The 24,327-nt window shown below is 35.3% G+C and carries 26 protein-coding genes; 20 read left to right on the forward strand and 6 right to left on the reverse strand.

Annotated elements, in window-relative coordinates:
- The first annotated feature begins 46 nt into the window (after positions 1–46).
- Complete coding sequence (locus tag CRV04_RS07660) at positions 47–610, forward strand: thiamine phosphate synthase (protein ID WP_128996249.1); 564 nt, start codon at positions 47–49, stop codon at positions 608–610.
- On the opposite strand, the gene CRV04_RS07665 is transcribed toward CRV04_RS07660, so the two are convergent.
- The gene (locus CRV04_RS07665) at positions 611–3,346 is read right to left on the reverse strand and encodes a RecB-like helicase (protein ID WP_128996250.1); all 2,736 of its coding nucleotides are present in this window, start codon (positions 3,344–3,346) and stop codon (positions 611–613) included. It lies immediately after the preceding gene.
- Positions 3,347–3,524: 178 nt separating this feature from the next.
- On the opposite strand from CRV04_RS07665, the gene CRV04_RS07670 reads away from it, so the two are divergent.
- The gene (locus CRV04_RS07670) at positions 3,525–5,360 is read left to right on the forward strand and encodes a GGDEF domain-containing protein (RefSeq protein ID WP_128996251.1); all 1,836 of its coding nucleotides are present in this window, start codon (positions 3,525–3,527) and stop codon (positions 5,358–5,360) included.
- Between the two features lie 23 nt (positions 5,361–5,383).
- Here the strand turns inward: CRV04_RS07670 and CRV04_RS07675 are convergent, their stop codons facing one another.
- Positions 5,384–5,737, reverse strand: a complete 354-nt coding sequence (locus CRV04_RS07675) for a hypothetical protein (protein ID WP_128996252.1) — start codon at positions 5,735–5,737, stop codon at positions 5,384–5,386.
- 166 nt (positions 5,738–5,903) lie between these two features.
- Here CRV04_RS07675 and argB point away from each other — a divergent pair, with 166 nt between their 5' ends.
- The 9 genes from argB (at position 5,904) to CRV04_RS07720 (ending at position 14,929) form a co-directional block, all read left to right on the forward strand.
- Complete coding sequence (gene argB, locus CRV04_RS07680) at positions 5,904–6,809, forward strand: acetylglutamate kinase (protein WP_128996253.1); 906 nt, start codon at positions 5,904–5,906, stop codon at positions 6,807–6,809.
- Positions 6,810–6,833: 24 nt separating this feature from the next.
- Positions 6,834–8,309 (forward strand): threonine synthase, encoded by a 1,476-nt coding sequence (gene thrC / locus CRV04_RS07685; RefSeq protein ID WP_128996254.1) that lies wholly within the window; start codon positions 6,834–6,836, stop codon positions 8,307–8,309.
- A 173-nt stretch (positions 8,310–8,482) separates the two neighbouring features.
- On the forward strand, positions 8,483–8,989 hold the full coding sequence (locus tag CRV04_RS07690; RefSeq protein ID WP_128996255.1) for a Rieske 2Fe-2S domain-containing protein: 507 nt from the start codon (positions 8,483–8,485) through the stop codon (positions 8,987–8,989).
- Positions 8,990–8,999: 10 nt separating this feature from the next.
- Positions 9,000–10,247 (forward strand): cytochrome b, encoded by a 1,248-nt coding sequence (locus CRV04_RS07695; RefSeq protein WP_128996256.1) that lies wholly within the window; start codon positions 9,000–9,002, stop codon positions 10,245–10,247.
- Entirely contained in the window at positions 10,247–11,119 is an 873-nt protein-coding gene (locus CRV04_RS07700; protein ID WP_128996257.1) for a c-type cytochrome, read from the forward strand. The genes CRV04_RS07695 and CRV04_RS07700 overlap by 1 nt, the downstream gene beginning before the upstream one ends.
- Positions 11,120–11,150: 31 nt before the next feature.
- The gene (locus CRV04_RS07705; RefSeq protein WP_128996258.1) at positions 11,151–11,546 is read left to right on the forward strand and encodes a hypothetical protein; all 396 of its coding nucleotides are present in this window, start codon (positions 11,151–11,153) and stop codon (positions 11,544–11,546) included.
- A 126-nt stretch (positions 11,547–11,672) separates the two neighbouring features.
- Positions 11,673–13,010 (forward strand): c-type cytochrome, encoded by a 1,338-nt coding sequence (locus CRV04_RS07710; RefSeq protein ID WP_128996259.1) that lies wholly within the window; start codon positions 11,673–11,675, stop codon positions 13,008–13,010.
- Positions 13,011–13,020: 10 nt separating this feature from the next.
- Complete coding sequence (locus CRV04_RS07715) at positions 13,021–14,214, forward strand: hypothetical protein (protein ID WP_128996260.1); 1,194 nt, start codon at positions 13,021–13,023, stop codon at positions 14,212–14,214.
- 46 nt (positions 14,215–14,260) lie between these two features.
- On the forward strand, positions 14,261–14,929 hold the full coding sequence (locus CRV04_RS07720) for a response regulator transcription factor (RefSeq protein WP_128996261.1): 669 nt from the start codon (positions 14,261–14,263) through the stop codon (positions 14,927–14,929).
- A gap of 104 nt (positions 14,930–15,033) precedes the next feature.
- Here CRV04_RS07720 and CRV04_RS07725 read toward each other — a convergent pair whose 3' ends face one another.
- Both CRV04_RS07725 and CRV04_RS07730 read right to left on the reverse strand, forming a co-directional pair.
- The gene (locus tag CRV04_RS07725) at positions 15,034–15,702 is read right to left on the reverse strand and encodes a 16S rRNA (uracil(1498)-N(3))-methyltransferase (protein ID WP_128996262.1); all 669 of its coding nucleotides are present in this window, start codon (positions 15,700–15,702) and stop codon (positions 15,034–15,036) included.
- Positions 15,702–16,106, reverse strand: coding sequence for a hypothetical protein (locus CRV04_RS07730; RefSeq protein WP_128996263.1), 405 nt, complete (start codon positions 16,104–16,106; stop codon positions 15,702–15,704). The genes CRV04_RS07725 and CRV04_RS07730 overlap by 1 nt, the downstream gene beginning before the upstream one ends.
- A gap of 122 nt (positions 16,107–16,228) precedes the next feature.
- Here CRV04_RS07730 and CRV04_RS07735 point away from each other — a divergent pair, with 122 nt between their 5' ends.
- The 6 genes from CRV04_RS07735 (at position 16,229) to fabG (ending at position 21,269) form a co-directional block, all read left to right on the forward strand.
- Positions 16,229–17,452: a molybdopterin molybdotransferase MoeA gene (locus CRV04_RS07735; protein ID WP_128996264.1), complete on the forward strand. Its 1,224-nt coding sequence runs from the start codon at positions 16,229–16,231 to the stop codon at positions 17,450–17,452.
- Positions 17,445–18,116, forward strand: a complete 672-nt coding sequence (queC, locus tag CRV04_RS07740; protein WP_128996265.1) for a 7-cyano-7-deazaguanine synthase QueC — start codon at positions 17,445–17,447, stop codon at positions 18,114–18,116. Before CRV04_RS07735 ends, queC begins: the two co-directional genes overlap by 8 nt.
- Entirely contained in the window at positions 18,116–18,652 is a 537-nt protein-coding gene (locus CRV04_RS07745; protein ID WP_128996266.1) for a 6-carboxytetrahydropterin synthase, read from the forward strand. The genes queC and CRV04_RS07745 overlap by 1 nt, the downstream gene beginning before the upstream one ends.
- Positions 18,645–19,397 carry a 7-carboxy-7-deazaguanine synthase QueE gene (locus CRV04_RS07750; RefSeq protein WP_128996267.1) on the forward strand — a complete coding sequence of 251 codons (753 nt, stop codon included), beginning with the start codon at positions 18,645–18,647 and terminating at the stop codon, positions 19,395–19,397. The genes CRV04_RS07745 and CRV04_RS07750 overlap by 8 nt, the downstream gene beginning before the upstream one ends.
- Positions 19,398–20,459, forward strand: coding sequence for a 4Fe-4S binding protein (locus CRV04_RS07755; protein WP_128996268.1), 1,062 nt, complete (start codon positions 19,398–19,400; stop codon positions 20,457–20,459).
- Between the two features lie 66 nt (positions 20,460–20,525).
- Positions 20,526–21,269: a 3-oxoacyl-ACP reductase FabG gene (gene fabG / locus CRV04_RS07760; RefSeq protein WP_128996269.1), complete on the forward strand. Its 744-nt coding sequence runs from the start codon at positions 20,526–20,528 to the stop codon at positions 21,267–21,269.
- Here the strand turns inward: fabG and CRV04_RS13050 are convergent.
- Positions 21,258–21,410, reverse strand: coding sequence for a hypothetical protein (locus tag CRV04_RS13050; RefSeq protein WP_419188590.1), 153 nt, complete (start codon positions 21,408–21,410; stop codon positions 21,258–21,260). The genes fabG and CRV04_RS13050 overlap by 12 nt on opposite strands.
- On the opposite strand from CRV04_RS13050, the gene acpP reads away from it, so the two are divergent.
- From acpP to accA, 3 genes are all read left to right on the forward strand, one after another.
- A complete protein-coding gene (gene acpP / locus CRV04_RS07765) occupies positions 21,343–21,573 on the forward strand; it encodes an acyl carrier protein (protein WP_128996270.1) in 231 nt (76 codons plus the stop codon). The two genes, CRV04_RS13050 and acpP, sit on opposite strands and share 68 nt — an antisense overlap.
- 122 nt (positions 21,574–21,695) lie before the next feature.
- Positions 21,696–22,946 carry a beta-ketoacyl-ACP synthase II gene (locus tag CRV04_RS07770; protein WP_128996271.1) on the forward strand — a complete coding sequence of 417 codons (1,251 nt, stop codon included), beginning with the start codon at positions 21,696–21,698 and terminating at the stop codon, positions 22,944–22,946.
- A 48-nt stretch (positions 22,947–22,994) separates the two neighbouring features.
- Positions 22,995–23,933 (forward strand): acetyl-CoA carboxylase carboxyl transferase subunit alpha, encoded by a 939-nt coding sequence (accA, locus tag CRV04_RS07775; RefSeq protein WP_128996272.1) that lies wholly within the window; start codon positions 22,995–22,997, stop codon positions 23,931–23,933.
- Between the two features lie 15 nt (positions 23,934–23,948).
- On the opposite strand, the gene CRV04_RS07780 is transcribed toward accA, so the two are convergent.
- On the reverse strand, positions 23,949–24,284 hold the full coding sequence (locus tag CRV04_RS07780; RefSeq protein ID WP_128996273.1) for a histidine triad nucleotide-binding protein: 336 nt from the start codon (positions 24,282–24,284) through the stop codon (positions 23,949–23,951).
- Between the last annotated feature and the right edge of the window lie 43 nt (positions 24,285–24,327).

Raw genomic sequence — 24,327 nt, forward strand, 5'->3', positions numbered from 1 at the left:
TTTGCTCCCTTTTTTTATTTAGAGTTATCCTATGTAGGAGTCAATTGTGTCTTCAAACTTTATTCACTATCTTATCTCTGACCCACAATATTATGGTTCAACTCCTAAAAGTATCTCACAAAAACTCAATGAAGTATTTAAGCAACACCGTGTTGATTTTGCCTGTTTTCGAGATAAACAAAGTAGTGACTTTGAAATTTTAGCCCAAGCTTTTATAGACACCTGCCATCAAAACAATATTTCAAAAATCATACTCAACAATGAACTGGGTGTTGCCATTAAGCTTAAAGCGTATGGAGTACACCTGACCAGCCAACAATTTCATCTGATTCCTAAAGCCAAAAAAGCGGGGCTTTACACCATCATATCTTGCCACAATGAAAAAGAGATACAAAAAGCCATAGAATTAAACGCTGATACTATTACTTATTCTCCCATCTTTGATACTCCCAATAAAGGTGCAGCAAAAGGAGTAACTCACTTAAAGGCTGTTTGTAAAAAGTATGACATTGATGTGATTGCTTTAGGTGGGATAACGAATAAAAACCATGTAGAAATGATACAACAGAGCTTGGCAAAAGGGTTTGCTTCTATACGTTATTTTGTATAATTAAACCGCTTTAACTTTGGTATCTGTTTCATTTAAATAAAGAATATACCCTTTTATACTGCTGCATTGTGTAATATTTTGAATCGCTTTTTTATACTGTGTTACTTGCTGAACATGTTCATGCAGTTCATCTTTGGTTGTTTTGTAATCAAAGATGATATATGCTTCTTCTTTTTCAACCAATAAATCAATGATTTTGACCTCATCTTTATAAACAATGGCTTGCTCTTTTGAGAAGTTGCTCTCTTTGACCATATCCATAAACAAGTCATTTTCTAAAAGCTTTTGAATTCGTTGTTCAATTTGGACAAAGTCCGTGCTGTTTAAATAGTTCCCGTACTGACTTTTGGTCACTTGCATGGCGTGAGACAGACTTGTTAAAGAGAACTCATGCATCATCTCTAAACAGTAGTGTGTGGCCAATCCAAAATATTTAGAGTGTAAAGAGTAGTGTTCACTTTTTTTATTTTGTGCAATCGGTGCTTCTTGTTTTCCTAATTGAAGAGGAATATAATTGACTTTTTGTATTTTTGGTGCTTGGGTTGCTTTGATCTCTTTAATAACCAAGTTTCCTTTGCTCATAGGTTGCATGTTGAGTAAATCAAACACAGAACTTTTTGGTTTTTTAAAAACAAACAGATTGTGTTTTGCACGAGTGAGGGCCACATACAAAATGTTGATTTCATCTTCAAAAGAGAGACGTTTCTCTTTTTCTAATGCCTCTTTGTAATGTTCATCATGCTCTTCTAAAGAGGCAATTTTATAGTAGACATTTTTTAAATTGACTTCATCATATTCAAACAGAAGTGTTGATTTATCACTGTTTTTTCGTTTGACTCTGTCAAGCAACAGTACCGTGTCAAACTCCAAACCTTTGGATTTAAAAATGGTCAAAATTTGAATTCCTGATTGCTCTTTATTGACCATCGTGGCATCTAAGTGGTCAATCTCATAAACAAAATCAACAATGTGTTCATAATGACCACAAAGTTCTATTAACTTAATGACATTTTCATCCATCACATCCAGTTGTGTGGCGACGTACTTTACAATATGGCGAAGATTATTATGAATCAAGTCAATATTTAAATTCATTGGTTTAAGTGGTGGCAGACCCAAAATCGCATGACAATTCTCTTTATATATCTCTTCATTAAAGTAAAGATATTTAATGGCATTAATCACTGCTTTGACATTCTCTTGATTGATGAGTCGAGAGGTCATCTCTGTGGTAATTTTAATTTCGGTAAACTTTTGTGTTAAGTAGGTATACAGTGCCAATACATCCGAGTTGGTATAGGTTAAAACAGCAATGTCATTGGGATGTACCCCTTGCTTTAAAAGTTCTGCAATGATTTTTGCAACGTTTTTAAAAGGCTCCTCTTCTTGTAAAGCCTCATCTTCTAACACCTTGACAAAACCTCCCTTTTTAATCGAGTGTTGTTCATAGTATTCATAGTTTGGCAGTTGTAAAAAGAGTTCATTGACATAGTTGACGATGGTTTCACAACTTCGATAGTTGGTATGCAAAGCTTCAACTTCCACTAATGAGTTTTGAGTAGAGACATAATCAAACAGCTCTCGTTTACCCCCACGGAATCTGTAAATAGACTGTTTGGTATCCCCCACATAAAAGAAGGTTTTAAACTCGCCCACATCCCCCGATACAATCTCTTGAATAATGGGTTCTAAGATTCTGTATTGCAATAAAGAGGTGTCTTGAAACTCATCAATCAAAAGATGTGAAAACTTACTGTCCAGTCTGAAATATAAGAAGTCTTTGTCAATGGTATGACCTAAGAGTTCATAAACCAAATTAGAGATATCATTAAACTCCAGATAGTTTTTATTTTTTAAATACCCTTTTCTAAACTCATAAAAACGTTGGTACAACTCTAAAAGATGGTTCAATGAGTACGTCGAACGCAATTTATAGTAGTTTTTCAACTCTATTTTTAATGCTTGGAAATAACTCTCCAAAGTCTCATTGGCGACTTTCTTAAAGTAAGAGAAGTCATAGACACTCTCTTTGGTCAGCCATGTTTTCCCTTTTTTTAAAAGTGTTTCAAAGTCATCAAACTCAACACTGTTTTTCCCACTGTTAGAAGCATTGGAATTTACAATAAACTCTTTCATTTTAAAGGCATATTTAAGCACTTGTTCTTTTTGAACATCAATCAGACCCTGCTCTATTTCAATGGTTTGAAAGGTCTCATTGTGTTCAATGAGGTTTTTAAACATATCAAACAAAGAGTTAAACTTCTTATTTTCATATAAAAAAAACTCTACAAAACGATCAAAGCTTTTTAAATCCAGAGATTGTAAAAACTTCAAACTCAATTCATCGGTGTTGTCTTCTTTGATGTCAAAGTCATCATTGATGCCCAAATAACCACAAAATTCACGCAAAATTTTATTGATGAATTTATCGATGGTGTAAATGGCTAATTCAGAATTCAAATAGGTATTTAAAAGTTTGGGTTTAAGTGAGAGAATTTCACTTTTACTTTTTCCTGATTGTTCAATGATGGCATTTAAATAGGCTTCATCATCCCCTAAACTCAACAATGTGTGATAGATTCGTTCACTCATCTCATTGGCCGCTTTATTGGTAAACGTCAGCGTTAAAATCTCATTGGGTTTGGCATCAAACAGCAGTAAAGTGATATATCGGACCGTTAGGGCAAAGGTCTTTCCACTCCCTGCACTGGCCTTTAAAGCTAAATAGTTTTTCATGCCTAAATTGTACTGAAATATCATTGATAATTGCTTTATAATAAGGCTTTAATTGTATAAAAAATATCATATTCCTTTTAAGCAAAGTTTATAATTGTTACTCCTATAATATAAGTTATAAAATTATATTATTTAAAACAACTACTTCTTTTTATTAAGACCTTTTCAAGGAGCTTCATTGGATACCAGTAAAAAAATCTCACTTCTTCTCATTGCCATCATGTCCTTTCTATTCATTCTTATCATCGCCAATGTTATTTACAACTTCAGAGGATACGGCTTAGCCAGTATCGAAAAAAAAGCACGCGTTGTTGCTGAAATTGTAAAACATTCACTCACTTCACACATGATTAATGGCGTGATGGATAATCGAAAAATCTTTTTAGAACAGATTGAAGATTTAGAAAACATCGATGAAATTTGGTTGGTTCGTTCTCCAACAGTGATTGAACAGTATGGAAAAGGATTTAATGGGGAAACCATGAGAGATACCATTGACCAAAAAGTATTAGAAACGGCTAAAGAGCAAAAGGTCATCAATGAACGACTCTTTGGTGGCAGCAGTTTTCGAATCACCATTCCTTATATCAGTTCCTCAGAGGGAGAAATAAATTGCGTATCCTGCCACAACTCAAAAGATGGGGATGTATTAGGAGCGATTTCTATTTCCATGTCCATGGATGATATTAAAGAGGTGGGTATCAATACCATCACCAACACAGCCATCATTGCTCTTATACTTATGGCCATTATTTTAGTCTTTATCAACCGTGTTATCAATCCATTTTTAATCATCTTTGATGCCATTAAACGTGTAATGAAACGTGCTCAAGAGGGTGATTATACTCAAAGAATTGAGTCAACAAATTCTAAAGAAGGGAAAGATGTCTCTAAATGGATCAACAGCTTCTTGGACAAGTTAGAAAACACACTACAAGATATTCAAAAAGAGATTTCTGTCTTTTTAACCAATAAAAAAGCAGTGGTTGAGGACCCATTGATTAATGTTAATCATGCTGTCAGTAATCTCTCTTGCGTCTATAAGTTTAGAAAAACGATTGAACATGATGAGAGTTTGGAGCAGATTTATAAACGCATCGGTCATGTGTTGGAGAATCGTCTGAATATCAAAGAGTTTAACATGTTTGAAGTAAATCAAAACACGGGTGAAGTTAATATCATATTTGAGAACAAACCGATTTATTGTGACCCACTTGAGTGTTGCAGAGCCAATCGAACCAACACGGTAACCAACTCTTGCCAATTTGATGAGATTTGCAGTAAGTTTAAAAAAGTCAATAAAGAGTATATCTGTATTCCATATACTATTTCACATGACATTGAACTTATCATAACATTAACCGCAAACACCAAAGAGGAGATCAATGTTATAAGAGAGCAAATCCCTATCATTGATGATTATATCAATACAGCCAAACCTGAAATTGTCAGTAAACAGTTGATGCATATCTTAGAAAAATCAGCTCGATCAGATGCTTTAACAGGTCTTTATAACCGTAAGTTCCTTGAAGAATCAGTTCAAACAATTGTCTCACAAGCAAAACGTTCAGAGATACAATACGGTATTTTAATGATTGATATTGACTATTTTAAAATGGTCAATGACACTTATGGTCATGATGTAGGGGATGAAGCAATTAAAGTGATTTCTCAAACGCTCAAAGAGAACATTCGTTCATCGGATGTTGCTGTACGTTACGGAGGAGAAGAGTTTCTTATCTTGCTTTATAATTGTGACCCAGAGTTTGTGGAAGAAGTTGCACAAAAAATTCGTATTGCATTTGCAGGAAAAACCATCAGTAAAAATAATGTCAGCTTCAGTAAAACCGTCAGTATTGGAGCTTCGGTCTTCCCGCTTCACACAGAAAACTTCTGGGAGTGTGTTAAATATGCTGATATTTCTTTATATGAAGCTAAAAATACGGGACGTGATCGCGTCATCATGTTCTCTAAAGAGTTACTTGAAAAAAGTAATATCAACGAAAACTATTAAAAGGGTCTTTTGCCCTTTTGGTTCTAGCCGTCACAATGAGTCTGATTTAAATCTGCTTCTTCACTTTTATTGGGTATATACGTGAAAATCACCACTGCTTTTTGTTCACTGTTGTGTTCAATTTCAAATTTAAAATGACCCTCAATTTTTGGCAAGAGACCTAATGGTGGTTGATGATTAATCATAACAAGCCGTTTATTCACATCATCAATCAATCGTAACCCTGCCATGGCATTGACCATGGGTTCTGGAACTGCCGTCATAGAAGAATCAAAATAGTAATAGGTCAATTCATCTTCACTGAAAGTATAAAAAGGTACGGTTGCGCCAATCACCTCAATGGGTCTGGCATCATCAGGAAGTCGGTAATCATTCATTGTCATCCTTTCTCTGTGTTATTTTACATAAAAACACTACAAACTTCGTTGACAACTGTCAATCCTATTTTACATTATAAAAGAAAAAGTATTTTTTAAGTATAATGCAGCTTTATTACGCAGATATTGAGTCACGCAATATCAATATTTTAACAGGTTAATCATCATGCAAAAAAAACACACAACAGTCGAAACACTGCTTGAAGCAATACCCTACATTAAAAAATTTTATGGAAAAACCATTGTTATTAAATATGGGGGGTCTGCACAAACCAGTCCCGATTTAAAAGAGAAGTTCGCACAAGACATTGCACTTCTGTCTTTAGTAGGGATTAAACCCGTCATAGTTCATGGAGGTGGAGCTCGTATTTCTGAACTGCTTGGAAAACTTGAAATCAACTCTGAGTTTGTAGATGGACACCGAGTTACCAGTGAAGATACCATGCGAGTTGTTGAAATGGTTTTAAGTGGTGAGATTAATAAAAACATCACTTCACTACTGAATCACCACGGTGCAAAAGCGATTGGTATTTCAGGAAAAGACTCTTCTATCATCAAAGCTAAACCTAAAGATAATGGAAAATTTGGATATACGGGTGTGGTCACTGAAATCAACGAAAAGATGATTAATAATCTTATTAAAGAAGGGTTTATCCCTGTTATTGCCCCAATTGCAGACAGTGCGACACCAAATCACCCAGGCTTTAACATCAATGCAGATGTGGCTGCATCTAAAATTGCCAGTGCCATTGGTGCTCAAAAAGTTCTGTTTTTAACCGATACTGTAGGGGTTTTAGATAAAGAGGGAAAACTTCTGAACTCTTTAGATAAAAAAGATGTGGCAAAATATAAAGCCGATGGAACGATTGCAGGTGGCATGATTCCTAAAGTAGATTCATGCATCGATGCCATTTACAATGGAGTCAACAAGGCACACATCATTGATGGTCGAGTAGAACACTCTATTTTATTGGAGCTGTTTACCAGTGATGGTATTGGTACTCAATTTTTAAGAAAAGATAATCCAAACAATGGCATTGATATGGACAAACTTTTAAACGATGAGATGTAAGCGTATAGAATAAGGATATATATTATGAATTTTATAGAAACACGTGGAAACGATACTAAAAACCTTCAAGAGGTCAGTTTTTCTCAAGCCATATTAAACCCAAGTGCCTCTTTTGGTGGTTTGTATGTTCCAAAAGAGTTACCACAGTTGGGACTTGAGTTTGTTAAAGCACACCTAAACTCAAGTTACAAAGAGTTGGCTTTTGCCCTTTTAAAAAAATTTGAAATTGATATTGATGATGGTGAGATTCACAAAGCACTTGATTTGTATGACAACTTTGATAATCCCAAAGACCCATGTCCGGTTGTAAAAGTTAAAGAGGATTTATTTGTACAAGAGCAATATCATGGACCAACCAGAGCCTTTAAAGATATGGCTTTACAACCATTTGGTTCACTGCTTTCAAGCTTGGCAAAGAAAAACAATGAGCACTATCTTATTTTAGCTGCAACTTCGGGAGATACAGGACCAGCTGCACTGAATACGTTTAAAAACAAAGAGGGTATTCAAGTTGCTTGTATGTACCCAAGTGGTGGAACAAGTGACGTTCAGCGTCTTCAAATGGTGTGTGAAGATGGTGCAAATCTTAAAGTCATTGGTATCAATGGAAACTTTGATGACGCGCAAGCTGCACTGAAAAACCTTTTAGCTTCATCGACATTTAAAAATGAGCTGCACAAACACAACATCAAGTTAAGTGCGGCTAATTCCGTGAACTTTGGACGAATTATTTTTCAAATCATCTATCACATTCACTCATACATTGAATTAGTCAAACAAAATGAAATCAGCTTAGGGGATGCGATTTATTTGATTGTACCAAGTGGGAACTTCGGTAATGCCTTAGGTGGATATTATGCCATGAAAATGGGCATTCCAATTGAAAAAATTCTCATTGCTTCCAATGAAAATAATATTTTAACGCAATGGATCAATGATGGAGTATATGATATTCGAGGCAAAGAGTTGATTTTAACCAAGTCTCCTGCTATGGATATTTTAAAATCATCCAACATTGAAAGAGTGCTGTTTGACCTGTTTGGAGCTGAGCGCACAAAAGAATTGATGGAAAACCTCCATGAGAAGCAATACTTTACATTAAGTACGTGTGAAAAAGAACAAATTCAAGCGATTTTCTCTGCCATTTATTCAGATGATGCATATGGTTCAAGCAAAATCAAAGAGTTTTTAGATGAGGGATATTTGATGGACCCTCATACAGCAACATGTCTTAAAGCCTATGAAAACCTAAAAGAGAAACCACTTAAAACAGTCATGTACTCAACAGCAGAGTGGACCAAGTTTTCTCCAACGGTTTTAAATGCTCTGAATGAAACCAATATTTCTTATGCAGATAAGGAAGCGTTAGAAACCATTGCACAAAAAAATAACGCGAAAATTCCAGAGAGTGTGCAAGCACTTTTCTCTGCAAACGTGATTCATGACACCATCATTGATAAAGAAGATATAGAAAAAGAAATCATCAATTTTATCCAATAAACACGATGAATGTTATCAAAAAAAGACACTTTTTTTGATAACTTATTCTTATATATCGTGTACATTCTACCCACTGTATAAATAATATACACCTTTCTTGACCTATGTCATAATAATTTAAGTAAAAATGAAATATAATAGCTAGATTTTATTTTAAAATAAGGAAGAGATTTATGTCTAACGATACAAATAGACGGGATTTTCTTGGTTACTCATTTGCTGCTGTTGCCGCAGTGGGTGGTGCTGCTTCTCTTGTTGGTATGAAAAAAGTATGGGATCCGCTTCCAAGCGTACTTGCTGGTGGATTCACAACAATAGACTTAGCTCCATTAAAAGCAGGAGAACCAGAAACATTCACATGGAGAGGAAAGCCGATTTTTGTTCTTAAAAAAACGGCTGATATGGAAGGTTCTGAAAGAGATTTAATTATTGGTGATGACAGATATACTGTTGCTATTGGTCTTTGTACACACTTAGGTTGTATCCCTGCGTGGAAAAAAGACAAATGGAAATGTGCATGTCATGGTGGGGAGTTCAATCCAAGTGCAAAACAAGTTTTTGGTCCACCTCCAAGACCGCTTGATGTACCTCCATTTGAAGTTCAAGGAACGACTATCGTTTTAGGTAATGAAGGTCCTGAATCTAAAAAAATTGCTGCATTCGTAGCAACACAAGCGTAGGAGATTGAGTATGGCAAAATTTGAAAAAGCAAACTCAGTAGGTGAGTGGTTAGATCAAAGATTAAACCTAACAGCTCTTAACAAGGTGATGATGACGGAATATTGGATTCCAAAAAATATCAACTTTTTATGGGCGATGGGTGTTCTTTTAGCAACAACTTTTGGTATTTTAGTTATTTCTGGTCTGTTCTTAATGATGTACTACAAACCAGATGTAAACTTAGCGTTTGATTCAGTTAACTATACAATTATGCAAGAAGTTGCATATGGTTGGTTATTCAGACACATGCACGGGGTTGCAGCGTCAGTTGTATTCTTAATCATCTATATTCACATGTTTACTGGAATCTATTATGGATCTTATAAACAAGGGCGAGAGATGATTTGGATTTCAGGTATGTTATTATTTATGACATTCTCTGCTGCTGGATTCTCTGGATATATGTTACCATGGGGACAAATGTCTTACTGGGCTGCAATGGTTATTACCAACCTTTTTGGTGGTATTCCAGTGATTGGTGATGCATTGGTTGTATGGATCAGAGGTGACTTTAACGTTGCGGATGCTACATTAACTCGATTCTTTATGTTACACGTATTCTTATTACCTATCGTTATCATGGGTCTGATTGGATTACACTTCTATACATTAAGAATTCCTCACGTTAACAACCAAGATTCTGATGAAGTTGACTTTGATGCTGAAGCTGAAAAATACTTAAGCGGAAATAAAAAAGAGTCTCAAGTTATTCCATTCTGGCCAGTATTTATCTCTAAAGATTTAGCGGTACTTGGAATCTTCTTAATTTTCTATTTCTATTTGGTATTCTTCCACTATAACTTTGCAATGGATCCAGTTAACTTTGATCCTGCAGATAACATGGTAACGCCAGCACACATCTACCCAGAGTGGTACTTTTTATGGTCATATGAAGTATTAAGAGGTTTCTTCTTTGATGTTGGTCCTGTTAAAGCGTTTGATATTGGTTTAGCTGCGTTTGGTTTTGCAAATGCTATTTTCTTACTGTTACCATTCTTGGACAGAGATACTCAAATCCTACCTGCACACAAAAGACCTAAATTCTTTATTTGGTTCTGGATTTTAATGGTGGATTTAATTGTATTAACTGTTTATGGAAAACTGCCTCCAACAGGTATCAATGCATGGGTAGGATTCTTTGCTGCAACTGCGTTTATTATCCTATTCTTAATTTTACCAATCATCACGAAATCTGATGCGAAAAAGAGAGGTGCATAATGAAAGAATTAAAAATTTTAGCAGTAGTAGTAGTCCTTACACTTATTACTTACTGGGGAGTTGAGCCATTTGCACACTCACAAATGCACCCACATGTTGAAGAACCAGAGTATTCATTTAAAGATGTAGATGGATTAAATGGTCTTACGGGTAACGCAGAAGCTGGTGCGGTTTTAGTTCAATCTAACTGTACTGCGTGTCACTCTATTGAATCTCAAGGATTCCCTAAATTAATGGATGATGCGAGCAGTGCTGCAGCATACGGTGTTGTTCCACCAGATTTAGGAACAGCAGGTAAACTGTACAATGCAGATTTCTTAGCAGCATTTATTAAAGACCCTGCAACAGCCACAAAAACATCACACAAATTTGTGGATGGAAAAATTCACCCAATGCCGGGTTACTCTTGGATGCAACCTCAAGAGATTGCAGATATGGTTGCATATTTACAATCAATTGCTCCAGAAGAAATGACGAACAAAGAGGTATTTACAAATGCTTGTCAACGATGTCACTCTATTAAATATGGTGACATGCAAAACGGTACAATGACTGCATTTACTCCTGTTGAGAACATTAAATCTTATATGGGTAAAATCCCACCTGATTTATCTCAATACATCAGAAGTAGAGGTGCAAGTTATTTACATGAATTCATTAATGACCCTCAAAAACATTTAGAAGGTACTGCAATGCCTAGAGTTGGTTTAACTCAAGATGCTGAAGAGCAAGTGGTTGCATACATGAAAGAAGTTGGTGATTCTAAAGCAGACGAAAGAGCAGCATTAGGACCAAAATTCTTAATCTATTTGGTAATTTTTGCAATTTTTGCATGGTTATGGAAAGTTAAACAATGGAGAGATATGCACTAAGCATATCTTTTCATCAATTGAAAGGGAAAGAATGAAATTAGGAAAACTATTAATCGCTGGATTTTTAGCATTCTCTGTAGCTCAAGCTGAAGATGTAATGCAAAAATCAATGTCAATGATGGAAGAAGGAATGACTCAAATTCAACAAGGTTTCTTAAACAATAACATTGCGTTAATTGAAAATGGAACCAAACTTGTGAACGAAGGTAACTCTTTATTTAATAAAAAAGAGGTTATTGGTCAATATCTTACTGAAGAGAAAAAACATTTGGTAAACGTTGCGGTGAATGCTTCTAAAAGAATCACACTTGACGTAAATGTTTTAAACTTAAATTTAGAAGAGAAAGCTTATATCAAAGCTTCTAACGCTTACTCAGATATCTTAAATGCATGTTCAAGCTGTCATGCACTTGTAAGAAACTGGTAATATTTCTTATTTGAGTATGAAGATTTTCTTCATACTCAACTTCTCAAATCTAATATTTTTCTTAAATCTAACAATTAATTAACAGTACTTCTGTAGAATTCCAGTAAATTCTAAAAAGGAGGATTTATGGATATTATAGGACAATTCCCATTGTTTTATTTTCCAGAATATGGAAGTGCATGGATGATGGGTATGACAGGTACCATTCATATATTGGCATCGCACACTTCTGTTGGTGCTGCAATGCTTTTCGCATTTTTGGCTTACAAAGCATATAACGAGAATCGAACTGATTTGTATCCGTATATGAAAAAATACGGTATGTTTTTGTTGATCTTTTCATATGTAATTGGTTCAATTACAGGACCGGGTATTTGGTATACAGCAACCGCTGCAAGTCCACGAGGAATCAGCGCACTCATACATAACTTTGTTTGGGTCTGGGCAACGGAGTGGGTCTTTTTTGTATACGAAGTTATAGGTGTGTTTGTTTTGGTCTACTTTATTGGTAAGATCGATAAAAAAACTCATTTGAAACTGACTTACACCTTTGCTTTAGCATCTGTTGGAACACTTGCGCTTATTATTGGTATCATCAGCTTTATGATGTGGCCAGGGACTCAAGAATATTATGCAACGGGAAGTGCCAGTGATGCATTTTTTGGTATCAATACTTTCCCTCATATGTTTTTAAGAATTGGTTTTATGATTATGTTATCAGGTGTAATTGGACTTATTATTTCAAGTGCAATGAAAAAAGATAATCTAGAACTTTCACGTGAATTAACCAGAAAAATGGGTTACATAAGTATGATTGGAGGATTTTTAGTTCTATTCTTCTTTATGTGGTATATGGGAACTCTACCTGACAATGCTCATGCTGTATTTAATATCACAAAAGCAGATGTTGTTCAAAGTAGAATTATTCTTACAGTTGTTTTTTCTATTTATTTTTTAGTTGCAATTGTAAAACCACAATTTATCAGTACACCATTAGCAGGTATTATGGTTTTTGTAATATTAATTGCAGGAATTTGGCCAGGTGAAAAACTCAGAGAATCTATGAGAAAACCATATGTTGCAGGTCAATATATCTATTCCAATCAAATCATCAGCCGCGATGTTGAAGGAAAAAATATTAAAAGTGAGCTGCCAATTATTGCTGAAAAAGGACTGCTTCAAGTCAATCCATTTGTTCCTGAAAATCTTCGAGTCATTACAGAAGAGAATAAGTTAGAAGTGGGTGAATTATTAACTAAAATGTCATGTTCAAACTGCCATTCACTTGAAAAAACTGGTAAATACAGACCTCTTCAAGCAAGATTAACAGGTATGGATAAAGAGGGTATTAAATCAATACTTTATGCCATTGGTAGTGGTGGTATGTCATATATGCCAACACTTAAACTACCTGACCATGAATACGATGCAATTGCTGAATATATTGCATCTTTAAACTATTAAGGAGGAATAAATGGACGCATCAGTTTTATTAGCGTTAAGAGATCCTGCAGGAGTTCCATTTTATCCTGTCGTTTTTCAAGCACTCTATATACTCACATGGGCACTACACGCAGCCTTTGTTTTACTGGCATTGGGTGCAATGGGGCTCTCTTTATACGGAACACTGTTACAAAAAAGCGATTCTCATTGGAAGATATTAACCCCTCATTTGATTCAAACAGGGAAAATAAGTATCTCTATTTTGATTGTACTGGGAGTAGCACCCCTGCTCTTTACACAAGTCATCTATGATCCTAATTGGTATGTAGCCAATACTTTATCAGGAATGTGGGTATTTATCTTTATTTATGCTTTAGTAGTTGGTTATATCATGTATTATTGGTATTATTATGCTAATAAAGCAAAAGAAGGTGGTGGAAAACTGATTGGAATTATCTCTTTTGCCATTTTAGTTTTTGCAGGTGTATTAATGCACAACTTTGCAGTGACATCAATTATGCCTAATGAGTGGATGAATATGTATGCACCTAATGGTGTTGTAGATACTTCGGGATGGACATTTAATATTGATATTATTCGACTTGCATTTATGGTGAGTTTAGCGATTCCTGTTGTGGGTATCTTTTTACAAAACTACAGCCGTTTTTTAAGTACTCGAGAAGATTTTTCAGCCCAGTTTATTAAATACAGTGCTGATTTAGGTACGAAACTGACACTTGTAGGACTGTTATTAAGTGCTATTTTATTTGTTGCATGGATGTTAAGCATCAATTATCTTATGCATCCAGTATCACTTGCAATCATTATAGGTGTTGTACTTCTACTCATTGTTGCCAATAAAAATAGCAACAGTTATATTACGACCATTGTATTGGTTATTGTGGCATTATTGATTTCGGGTATGAGAGAAGTGATTCGATTTGACTTAATGTCTGATTTAGGTTATAACATTTATGATTACCCTGTAAATTTAGAGATTCCAACGATTACGATGTTTTTACTCACATTTTTAATCATGGGTGGTGTTGGTGTAGCTTACTTACTGACCATGGCTTGGAAAGTAGGAAAAACACAAGGTGTTTTTGATGGCTCAAAAGACAAAGCCGTAACACGATTAGGAAACTATACACTTACTATTATGGTAGTGTGGATGGTGATTTATTTTGGTTGGGGTATGACCATTTTATTTAAAAATATACTTTAACTTTTAGCCAAAGAGAACTCTCTCTTTGGCTTACATTGGATACATTATGTATGGCACGCGAATACTTTTTTTAGAAGATGACCTGCTTTATCAAGAGAGCATCAAAGAGTTTTTAGAAGAAGAACATTTTGATGTTGATACATGTAAAGATGGTGAAGATTTTTTTTTAAAAACTTATAATAATATCTACGACTTATATCTTTTAGATATCAATGTCCCTCATATTAATGGGTTTGAGATTTTAAAAATCTTAACCGAACACAATGATCAAACCATGCGTTTAGTTTTAAGCTCCAAACCTGATAGCTGTATACGCTCTTTTAAAAATGGTTGCGATGGTTATTTAAATAAAACTGCTGATTTAGATGAACTTCTGCTTCGAATTCAAGCTTTAATAAAACGCTCTTATCGAACCTATGAAACTTTTATTCCTCTTTCATCCACGTTACAATACAACATTTTTGAAAAAAAACTTTATCAAAACAATCAAGTTTTGGAGATTGAACATCAAGCCATTATGGTTTTAGATTATTTAATAAAAAAGCGTGAACAATTCGTTCATCCAAGTGAGTTGGAACTCAATACTTACCCTTCAAACACCGATTCAAAATCAGACGTTTTACGTTATCATATTTGGAGTATCAGAAAAACGATAGGAAATGCATTAATAGAGTCACAAAAAAACAGAGGATATAGACTCAAGCCATCAAGATGATAGCTTGATATTCAGACAAAAGTTAGGAGGAAATTCATCTAAATTGTCGTTTGTTGTTGTTTGGTAAGAGAAGTATAGCAAGGCTATGTTAATCAAGTGTTAGTTTAGACAATTAATTTTGCAGCTAAAGTTGTAACCGCTGTTTCGCTTCGCAAAACTAAGTTTGAATCAATCCCCACAATCTTTTTTTCATTGAACAATGCAATCTCTCGTTTTGAAAATCCACCTTCACAGCCAACAACAATAGTATCAATATTTGAAACCTCTTGTACATGTTGTTGTGAGAAATTAAACATATACGCTTCAGGATAACTTTTTAAATACTCATCCAGTGATTTGAAAACCTCAAATTGCATCAATGAACTGCGTCCACACTGTTGAGATGAGTTGATTAAAATTTTCTCATATTTATCCAAATTGAGTTTAAAGTTTTTTTGTGAATAATCAGCATAAATAAATGCAATAGAGTACACCCCCAACTCGTTTAAATAAGGCAACTGTTTTTCGATGGTTTTTGTATCTACCACACACCAACCTAAGCGAAGTTTCATATTGGCATTCACTGGTTTTTCTTCACTTTTTTGAAGCAGTAAAGTGGCCTCTTTTTTAGTGATGTTTTGAACTTCATAACTGTAAAAAGTATCGTCTTTTAAATTTCTTACTTCAATGATATCTTGCAGTTGGTGACGTCTGACTTTGAAAAGATATTTAAAGAGTTCATTATCAATATTTAAAGTAGCCTCACCTGCTTGTTCACAATAAACAAACTGCATTAAAAGACCTTTGAAACAATATACACAGCAATAAGCACCGTAATCTCTATGGTATAAATTGTTTTAGCATACTTTACAAATGCTGCTTGCAATTGCACCTCATCAGATTTAATCACACGCATTTTCTTATATCGTTTAATTTCAATCACCATTAAAAAAATAGAAGCGGGGATCATCAATATAACAGTAAGATTTAAATCATGATTGTATGTTGCTACAATGGCACCTGTATACATAATAATGGCATTGGTTAAGTGATAAATAGGTGTCATAAAACGCAGTCGTTTTGCTAAATCCATGAAGTTTTTTGTCGTAGATACTAAATAGAGATTAAAAAGCATGATGAGTAAAAAGGCATACACTGCCCACACATGTGTTACGACTGATTCATACATAATATCCATTGTTTATCTCACTTTTATAAAATTTTGGTATCATACCGAATTAAACATAATAGCAATATGAAGTTATGTCAAACATTATAACACAATCAAACGATACAATTTAAGCGCTACAAAGGGAAAACATGGCTATTAGTGTTGCAGGTGCAATTCAAACAATTATAGAAAAAACAAACCGAACCAACTACGAATTTTTACCAATTGAACAGAGCATTCATCGCATTTGTGCACAAAATATTTTCTCAACTCATGCCCTACCCCGTTTTGATAACTCAGCCATGGATGGTTATGCCATTCGTTTTGAAGACAGAAATGTCCCTTTAAAAGTAGTGGATACGATTTTTGCGGGTGATGATAAAACCATGGATTTAAATGCCAATGAGTGTGTCAAGATTATGACAGGAGCTAAAATTCCTGATAACTGCACGGCAATTGTTCCTCAAGAAGATGTAAAAGAACTTGACAAGCAAACAATACAAGTACCTTCAAACATCAAAGAGAATCAACACATTCGTTATATTGGTGAAGATGTTAAACTGGGTGAAGCCGTTGTTTTAGAGGGTGAAAAAATCAATTTTGCTAAAATCACCTTAATGGCGAGTCAAGGTATCACGCACATTAAAACGTTTAAAAAACCCAAAGTGGTTGTTTTTGCTTCAGGGGAAGAGTTAAAACTGCACTATGAAAAGGTCAAAGAGTATCAAATCTATAACTCAAATACCCCTACGCTTATTGCACGATCTGAAGAGATGGGCTGTGAAGTGAATTTCATTGGTCAAGCAAGAGACAGTGTGGAGTCCATTAAAGAGCACATTGAAAACTCATTGGATGCAGACTTAATAATCACTTCGGGTGGCGTTTCTGTGGGGGAAGCCGATTTTACCAAAGAGGCCTTTACTCAAGTTGGTTTTGAAAGCTTCTTTGAAGGTATTATTGTCAAACCAGGAAAACCAACCATCTTTGGACAAATTGGTTCAACACTGGTTTTGAACTTGCCAGGAAACCCTTTAGCATCAAGCTTGATTTTTGAACTCTTTGGAAAAATCTTAATTCAACGACTCAAAGGAGAGTCAAGCTGTTTTCCGAATACCATCTTAGGAAAAATGGATGAGGACTTAAAAAACAAACAAGGTCGTGTGACTATCATTCCAGGTTTTTTTAATGGAGAGTATTTCACTGCTTCACAAAAAAGAAGTCCAGGGATGGTTTCAGTGTTAGCTAAATGTAACAGTATGATTGTGTTAAATGAAGATGTACAAATGATTAAAAAAGATGCTCCTATAAAAATCTTACCTATTAACTGGGAGTTCTTTACAGATGAAGAAAAGGACTATTTAACGTATGAGTAAAAAAGCCGTATGTATTTTAAGTGGAGGAATGGACTCTACACTCGCCAGTTACATTGCTAAAAACGAAGGCTACGATATTATTGCTGTTCATTTTAATTATGGACAACGAACAGAAAAAAGAGAACTTCAAGCATTCCGAGATATCTGTGAAGATTTAGAGATTAAAGAAAAATATGAGATTGATATCCCTTTCTTTACACAAATCGGTGCCAGTGCATTAACGGATGATAAAATCGATGTACCCGTTGATGGCGTAAAGCCAGGTGTGCCTATTACGTATGTGCCATTTAGAAATGGTATTTTCCTCTCAATTGCTTCAGCCATTGCTGAAAAAGAGGAAGCGAGTGCCATGTTTATTGGTGTGGTTGAAGAAGACAGCAGTGGATATCCCGATTGTACAGATACGTTCATTGATAAAATGACACAAGCCATTAATGAAGGAACCAAAAAAAACACACACCTAGAGATAAAAACACCGTTGGTGCATATGATGAAATCGGATATTGTGCAAAAAGCTCTGGAGCTTAATGTGCCCCTTCAGCACACATGGAGCTGTTATAAAGAGCAAGAGGAAGCATGTGGTGTATGTGATAGTTGTCGATTACGTCTGAATGGTTTTGAACAAGTCAATGCCACTGACCCCATCAAATACAAAGGTCAATAATGTATTGGGAAATTTCTAAATCATTTGACTTTTGCTATGGACATCGTGTTTGGTCTCAAGAGCTCAATGCCAAGTTCTCACTTGACCCATGTTTAAAATGCCGCCACCTGCATGGGCATCAAGGAAAAGTCATTGTACACTTAAGTAGTGACCAACTTCAAAACTCAATGGTAACAGACTTTAAACACCTTAACTGGTTTAAAGCCTTTATTGATGATGTGTTGGATCATAAATTTATCATTGATATCAATGACCCACTTTTTGAAACCCTTTTACCTCATTATGCTGAAAAAAAGAACTTCATGGAGTTTAAGGAGGGCTATAAACTGGTGGATTTAAATATCATCAAAGAAGAACCTTCACACATCAAAGAGATGTACGAAGGGTTTGTAATTGTTGATTTTGTACCCACGAGTGAAAACCTCTCTGCTTGGTTACTTGGTATTATTCAAGAGAAAATCAAACCACTTAATGTCAAAGTGAGTAAAGTAGAATTCTACGAAACCCCAAAGAGTAAAAGCACGGTACATGCTTGAAATCAATGAAATTTTTGGACCGACTATTCAAGGAGAAGGGAAAAAAGTAGGTACACCGTCTGTGTTTATTCGTTTTGGAAAATGCAACATGCAATGCGAAGGGTTTAATGTGGAGTATGAAACGCCAAGTGGCATTAAAAAACTCTCATGTGATTCCTATTATGCTGCGGATAAAGCATTTAAACACACTTGGAAAAGTTATGAAGGTCACCAAGAAATCATACATGAAGTGGCTAAAATATTGCCTACTTATAAGTGTGATATTGTCATTACTGGTGGAGAGCCACTGCTGTATTGGAACAATAATGAGTTTCAAAAACTCTTAGAGTATTATGTCAATGAAGGGTTTCATGTCACCATCGAAACCAATGCCTCTTTAAACATAACACTCAAACACGCCTACCAAAAAGCAATACTTTTTTCCATGAGTGTGAAACTCTCAAACAGCAAAGAACCCTTAAAAAAACGTATCAATATTGACACTCTCACAACAATTTGCACACATGCCAAAGAGCACTACTTAAAGTTTGTGATTGATAAAACTTTTTTAAGTCATGCCATTGAGGAGATTCAAGCCATTTTAGAGCAAATCCCTCCCACAGAAGTCTTTTTGATGCCCATGGGGGACAGTGCCAAACAGATTGATGAAAACTCTGAAGCGGTCATTAATATGGCCATACAACATGGTTTTAAATACTCAGACCGTTTACACATACGTGTGTGGGACAACAAACGAGGTGTTTAAGTGGAAAACATCAACTTCATTCAACAAAAAGAGCTTTTTTCATTAAACACGTTAAAATGTTTAAGAAATGAGTACCTTTATAATGATTGCCAACTCTGTTTTTCGCAATGCCCAACACAAGCCTTAGGTCTGTTTAAAGGAAAAATAACACTCTTTTCTGAGCAATGTACCCAATGCGGTGAATGCATAGGTATTTGCCCCACTGAAGCTCTGAATTTAGAAAACTTTGATGTAAACAGTTTTGTTTTTGAGTTTATCAACAGTGAAAAAAACAAGATCATTGAAAAAACTGATGTTCCTACTTTTTCAATGTTTGACAGCTACCATCTTATCTCTATTGTGTTAAGAAGCAAACAAAACATCTTTTTAGAGTATGATAAAGATATTTCAGAACATGCAGTAAACTACATTGAAGCCATCGTACAAAATGCCAACTATTTCCTTGCTTTTATTGGCAGTGAAAGCTCGTTGTTCTTAAAACCATTTAAAAAAGAGCTTCAAGACCACAGCAGAAGAAATCTCTTTAGACAACTGGTACAAACAAACAAAGAGCTCAGTAAAGAGATAAACATTTCCGCAAGACTCAATGAACATGAAAAAAATGTGCCTGCAAAACATATCTTGTTTAAAAACTCTTTAAAATTGGTGTGTGAAGACATCAAACAACAAGAGCTGCGAGTCAATCACGAACACACCATTGTTTTTAGTAAAATCATTGACTTTGAGCGTTGTACCAATTGTGTAGAGTGTATCACCTTTTGCCCTACGCAAGCACTCTTTCAAAACTCAACCAAAGATGCCATCTATTTCCAATCAGGAAAATGTATCGGGTGTCAAATCTGTGAACAAGTATGTCAGCCCAATGCCATTAAAACCCACTCCAATTTAAATATCATTGATCATATGTTTGACAAAGCGAATAAACTTGTCGAATTTGAATACATTAAGTGTTCAGAGTGTAATGGCGCATTTATCAATAAAAACCAAGGCAATGTGTGTGAGCGTTGCAGTGATTATAAAAACAATTTTGACAAAATGTTTGTCTTGGCTAAAGACATCTGAGTGTCATTAAAAACAGCTATAATGTTGTTTTTGCTAAAATACAAAAAATTTATATAAGGAAACCGTATGAAATTCAGTGGAACAAATGTACTTGTAACTGGTGGAAGCAGAGGAATAGGAGCTCAGATTGCTAAAGAGTTAGCAACGCATGGTCTGAAAGTTTGGATCAACTACCGAAGTGGAGCCGATGCTGCATTAAAAATAAAAGAAGAAATTGAAGCTGCAGGTGGAAGCGCTGCAGTGGTTCAAGCTGATGTTACAAAAGAGGATGAATTTGTTGCAGCGATTAAAACAATCGTGGATGCAGATGGTCAGCTTTCATATTTAGTCAATAATGCAGGTATTACACGAGATAAATTGGCTTTAAGAATGTCAATTGATGATTTTAATGATGTTATTTCAGCGAACTTAACATCTGCATTCATTGGATGTAAAGAGGCATTAAAAGCAATGGGTAAAAAGAAGTTTGGTTCAGTAGTAAACATCTCTTCTATTGTTGGAGAGATGGGAAATCCAGGTCAAACAAACTACGCTGCATCTAAAGGTGGTTTAAATGCCATGACAAAATCTTTTGCAAAAGAGGCTGCTGCACGAGGTATCAGATATAATGCAATTACTCCAGGATTTATTCAAACAGACATGACAGATGAGTTAAAAGAGGAAGTAAAAGAGGAGTATATTCGAAATATTCCATTGAAAAGATTCGGTCAAGCAAGTGAAGTTGCACAAGCAGTTGCTTTTCTTTTAAGCGACCATTCAAGCTATATTACGGGAGAAATCCTCAAAGTTAATGGTGGATTATACGTATAGTTTAAAACTCATAAAAGAATTTTTAAAATCTTTTTGGGTATAATAACACGACAATTTTTTAAAAGGAAAGAAAATGGCATTATTAGATGACGTAAAAGAAGTAGTAGTTGAGCAATTAGATTGCGAAGCATCAGAAATCAAAGAAGATTCAAAATTCATTGAAGATTTAGGTGCAGACTCTTTAGATGTTGTTGAATTAGTTATGGCATTAGAAGAAAAATTTGACATCGAAATTCCAGATGAAGATGCTGAAAAAATCTTAACTGTTGGTGACGCTATTAAATACGTTGAAGACCACGCTTAATTTAAATTAAAAAGTCAGTTTTACTGACTTTTTATTTAAAGTATTGAGTTTTTCTCAATATTCTGACAATATTATTGAAAAAATTGAATACTTTAAATAATTTATTAAAATATGGAGCATAAATGAAAAGAGTAGTTGTAACAGGAATTGGTACGATTAATAGTGTGGGACACAACGTTGAAGATTCATTCAAAGCAGTCGTTAATGCAGAGTGTGGAATCGACACAATCACACTGTTTGATGCAAGTGAATACCCAGTTAAAATCGCTGGTGAAGTAAAAGATTTTGATCCTGCTACAGTTATGGATAAAAAAGAGGTTAAAAAAGCAGACCGATTTATTCAACTGGGAATCAAAGCTGCAAACGAAGCAATGAGAGATTCTGGATATATCAGTGAAGAGAATAAAAAAGTAGATGAAAGCCTTTCTGAAAGATTTGGTTTGGTTTCAGCTTCTGGTATTGGTGGTCTGTCTACAATTGAGAAAAACTCGGTTGTATGTGAAACACGAGGACCAAAAAGAATCTCTCCATTTTTTATTCCATCATCTTTAGTAAATATGTTAGGTGGGTTTATCTCAATTGAACACAACTTAAAAGGGCCAAGCCTTTCTCATGTAACTGCGTGTGCCGCTTCAACTCATGCATTAGCAGATGGTGTTAAAACTATTTTATTAAATGGTGCGGACAGAGTTTTAATTGTGGGTGCAGAGAGTGCTATATGTGGTGCTGGTGTTGGTGGATTTGCTGCAATGAAAGCACTCAGTGCTCGAAATGATGATCCTAAAACAGCTTCACGACCATTTGATGCAGAACGAGATGGATTTGTAATGGGTGAAGGTGCGGGGGCATTGGTTCTTGAAACCTTGGAATCAGCTCAAGCAAGAGGTGCAAAAATCTATGCAGAAGTGATTGGTTTTGGTGAAAGTGCCGATGCAAACCACATTACTGCTCCTGTTATGGATGGTCCATTAAGAGCCATGAAAGCTGCAATGGCTATGGCAAAAGAGCATACAGGTGGGGATGTTACTATTGATTATATCAATGCTCATGGGACATCTACTCCTGTGGGAGATGTAAACGAAACAAAAGCCATCAAAGAGCTGTTTGGAGAGAACTGCCCTCCTGTTTCTTCTACTAAAGGACAAATTGGTCACTGTTTAGGTGCAGCTGGTGCAATTGAAGCGATTTTTGCAATCAAAGCTTTAACAGAGGGTGTTATTCCTCCAACCATTAACCTTGAAAACCAAGACCCAGAGTGTACTTTAGATTATGTTCCAAACGTAAAACGTGAAGCTACTTTAACAACTGTTATGAGTAACAACTTCGGTTTTGGTGGAACAAACGCTTCAGTTATTTTCAAAAAAGTTAACTAATAAACGGATAAGAGGCTCTTTTTTAGAGCCTATTAAAAAAGGAATAATTTGGCGACATATTTAGCATTTGAAGAGAAATTAAAGACCATAGAAGAAGAGATAATCGTAGCAAAATCAAAAGCAGATGATCATGCTGCTGAAATACTTCAAAGTAAATACGATAAAGAAGTAGAGAAAACATTTAAAAACTTAAGCGACTATCAAAAACTTCAACTTGCTCGTCACCCTGACAGACCTTATGCGCTTGACTACATTCGAGCACTCTTAACAGATGCTTATGAAATTCATGGAGACCGACATTTCAGTGATGACAACGCAATTGTGTGTTACATTGGTTATATTGGCACTGAAAAAGTCATGGTCATAGGTGAACAAAAAGGTCGAGGAACAAAAAATAAATTGATGCGTAACTTTGGTATGCCAAACCCTGAAGGGTATAGAAAAGCTCTTCGTTGCGCAAAAATGGCAGAGAAATTTGGTCTTCCGATTTTAATGCTTGTGGACACCCCAGGTGCATATCCGGGAATTGGTGCAGAAGAGAGAAATCAAAGTGAAGCAATTGCTAAAAACCTGTTTGAGTTCTCTGATTTAAATACCATCACCGTTTCAGTGGTTATTGGTGAAGGTGGTTCAGGGGGAGCCTTAGCAATCTCTGTTGCCGATAAATTAGCGATGATGCGATACTCAGTCTACGCCGTTATCTCACCAGAAGGGTGTGCCGCTATTTTATGGAACGACCCAGCTCAAGCAGAAACAGCTGCTAATTCACTTAAAATCACAGCCGAATCTCTTAAAGAGTTAGATTTAATTGATGATGTGATTAATGAGCCACTTGTTGGTGGTCACAGAAGAAAAGAAGAAGCCTGTAAAGCATTGGGTGATTACTTCTTAGAACAACTTCAAGAGTTACGACAACTCACACCTGAAGAACGTTATGAAAAACGTTATGAAAAACTGATGAAATTAGGTCAGTTTACAGATAAGTAGAAAGCCAAAGCTTTTCTACTTTTCCCCTACTAAACGCCCTACTCGTTCACCTGCTAAAAGGTGAAAATGCAGATGAGGAACCTCTTGTCCTCCATCATTTCCAATATTTGTAATCAAACGATAACCGCTCTGTTTGACTCCCAGTTTCTCAGCCACTTGATGAGTAAATGCTGTTAAACCTTTCATCACACTTGGTGGTGTGACATCAAATGAGTCATAGTGTGCTTTTGGGATAATCAATACATGAATTTTACACGCAGGATTGATGTCATGAAAACATAAAAACTCTTCGTTTTCTAATACCGTATTATTAGGAATCTCTTTATTAACAATTTTACAGAAAATACACATTTTATATCCTTGAAATTATAGTAAAAAATATTATAACCAAACT

This window comes from Candidatus Marinarcus aquaticus, assembly GCF_004116335.1.
In the GTDB taxonomy this organism is placed as follows: Bacteria; Campylobacterota; Campylobacteria; order Campylobacterales; family Arcobacteraceae; genus Marinarcus; species Marinarcus aquaticus.

Excerpts from the sequence above, each read along its gene's own strand:
- CRV04_RS07665 (WP_128996250.1), bottom strand. The coding sequence starts at position 3,346 with ATGAAAAACTATTTAGCTTTAAAGGCCAGTGCAGGGAGTGGAAAGACC.
- CRV04_RS07675 (WP_128996252.1), bottom strand. The coding sequence starts at position 5,737 with ATGAATGATTACCGACTTCCTGATGATGCCAGACCCATTGAGGTGATT.
- argB (WP_128996253.1), top strand. The coding sequence starts at position 5,904 with ATGCAAAAAAAACACACAACAGTCGAAACACTGCTTGAAGCAATACCC.
- thrC (WP_128996254.1), top strand. The coding sequence starts at position 6,834 with ATGAATTTTATAGAAACACGTGGAAACGATACTAAAAACCTTCAAGAG.
- CRV04_RS07690 (WP_128996255.1), top strand. The coding sequence starts at position 8,483 with ATGTCTAACGATACAAATAGACGGGATTTTCTTGGTTACTCATTTGCT.
- CRV04_RS07695 (WP_128996256.1), top strand. The coding sequence starts at position 9,000 with ATGGCAAAATTTGAAAAAGCAAACTCAGTAGGTGAGTGGTTAGATCAA.
- CRV04_RS07700 (WP_128996257.1), top strand. The coding sequence starts at position 10,247 with ATGAAAGAATTAAAAATTTTAGCAGTAGTAGTAGTCCTTACACTTATT.
- CRV04_RS07705 (WP_128996258.1), top strand. The coding sequence starts at position 11,151 with ATGAAATTAGGAAAACTATTAATCGCTGGATTTTTAGCATTCTCTGTA.
- CRV04_RS07710 (WP_128996259.1), top strand. The coding sequence starts at position 11,673 with ATGGATATTATAGGACAATTCCCATTGTTTTATTTTCCAGAATATGGA.
- CRV04_RS07715 (WP_128996260.1), top strand. The coding sequence starts at position 13,021 with ATGGACGCATCAGTTTTATTAGCGTTAAGAGATCCTGCAGGAGTTCCA.
- CRV04_RS07720 (WP_128996261.1), top strand. The coding sequence starts at position 14,261 with ATGTATGGCACGCGAATACTTTTTTTAGAAGATGACCTGCTTTATCAA.
- CRV04_RS07725 (WP_128996262.1), bottom strand. The coding sequence starts at position 15,702 with ATGCAGTTTGTTTATTGTGAACAAGCAGGTGAGGCTACTTTAAATATT.
- CRV04_RS07730 (WP_128996263.1), bottom strand. The coding sequence starts at position 16,106 with ATGGATATTATGTATGAATCAGTCGTAACACATGTGTGGGCAGTGTAT.
- CRV04_RS07735 (WP_128996264.1), top strand. The coding sequence starts at position 16,229 with ATGGCTATTAGTGTTGCAGGTGCAATTCAAACAATTATAGAAAAAACA.
- queC (WP_128996265.1), top strand. The coding sequence starts at position 17,445 with ATGAGTAAAAAAGCCGTATGTATTTTAAGTGGAGGAATGGACTCTACA.
- CRV04_RS07745 (WP_128996266.1), top strand. The coding sequence starts at position 18,116 with ATGTATTGGGAAATTTCTAAATCATTTGACTTTTGCTATGGACATCGT.
- CRV04_RS07750 (WP_128996267.1), top strand. The coding sequence starts at position 18,645 with ATGCTTGAAATCAATGAAATTTTTGGACCGACTATTCAAGGAGAAGGG.
- fabG (WP_128996269.1), top strand. The coding sequence starts at position 20,526 with ATGAAATTCAGTGGAACAAATGTACTTGTAACTGGTGGAAGCAGAGGA.
- acpP (WP_128996270.1), top strand. The coding sequence starts at position 21,343 with ATGGCATTATTAGATGACGTAAAAGAAGTAGTAGTTGAGCAATTAGAT.
- CRV04_RS07770 (WP_128996271.1), top strand. The coding sequence starts at position 21,696 with ATGAAAAGAGTAGTTGTAACAGGAATTGGTACGATTAATAGTGTGGGA.
- CRV04_RS07780 (WP_128996273.1), bottom strand. The coding sequence starts at position 24,284 with ATGTGTATTTTCTGTAAAATTGTTAATAAAGAGATTCCTAATAATACG.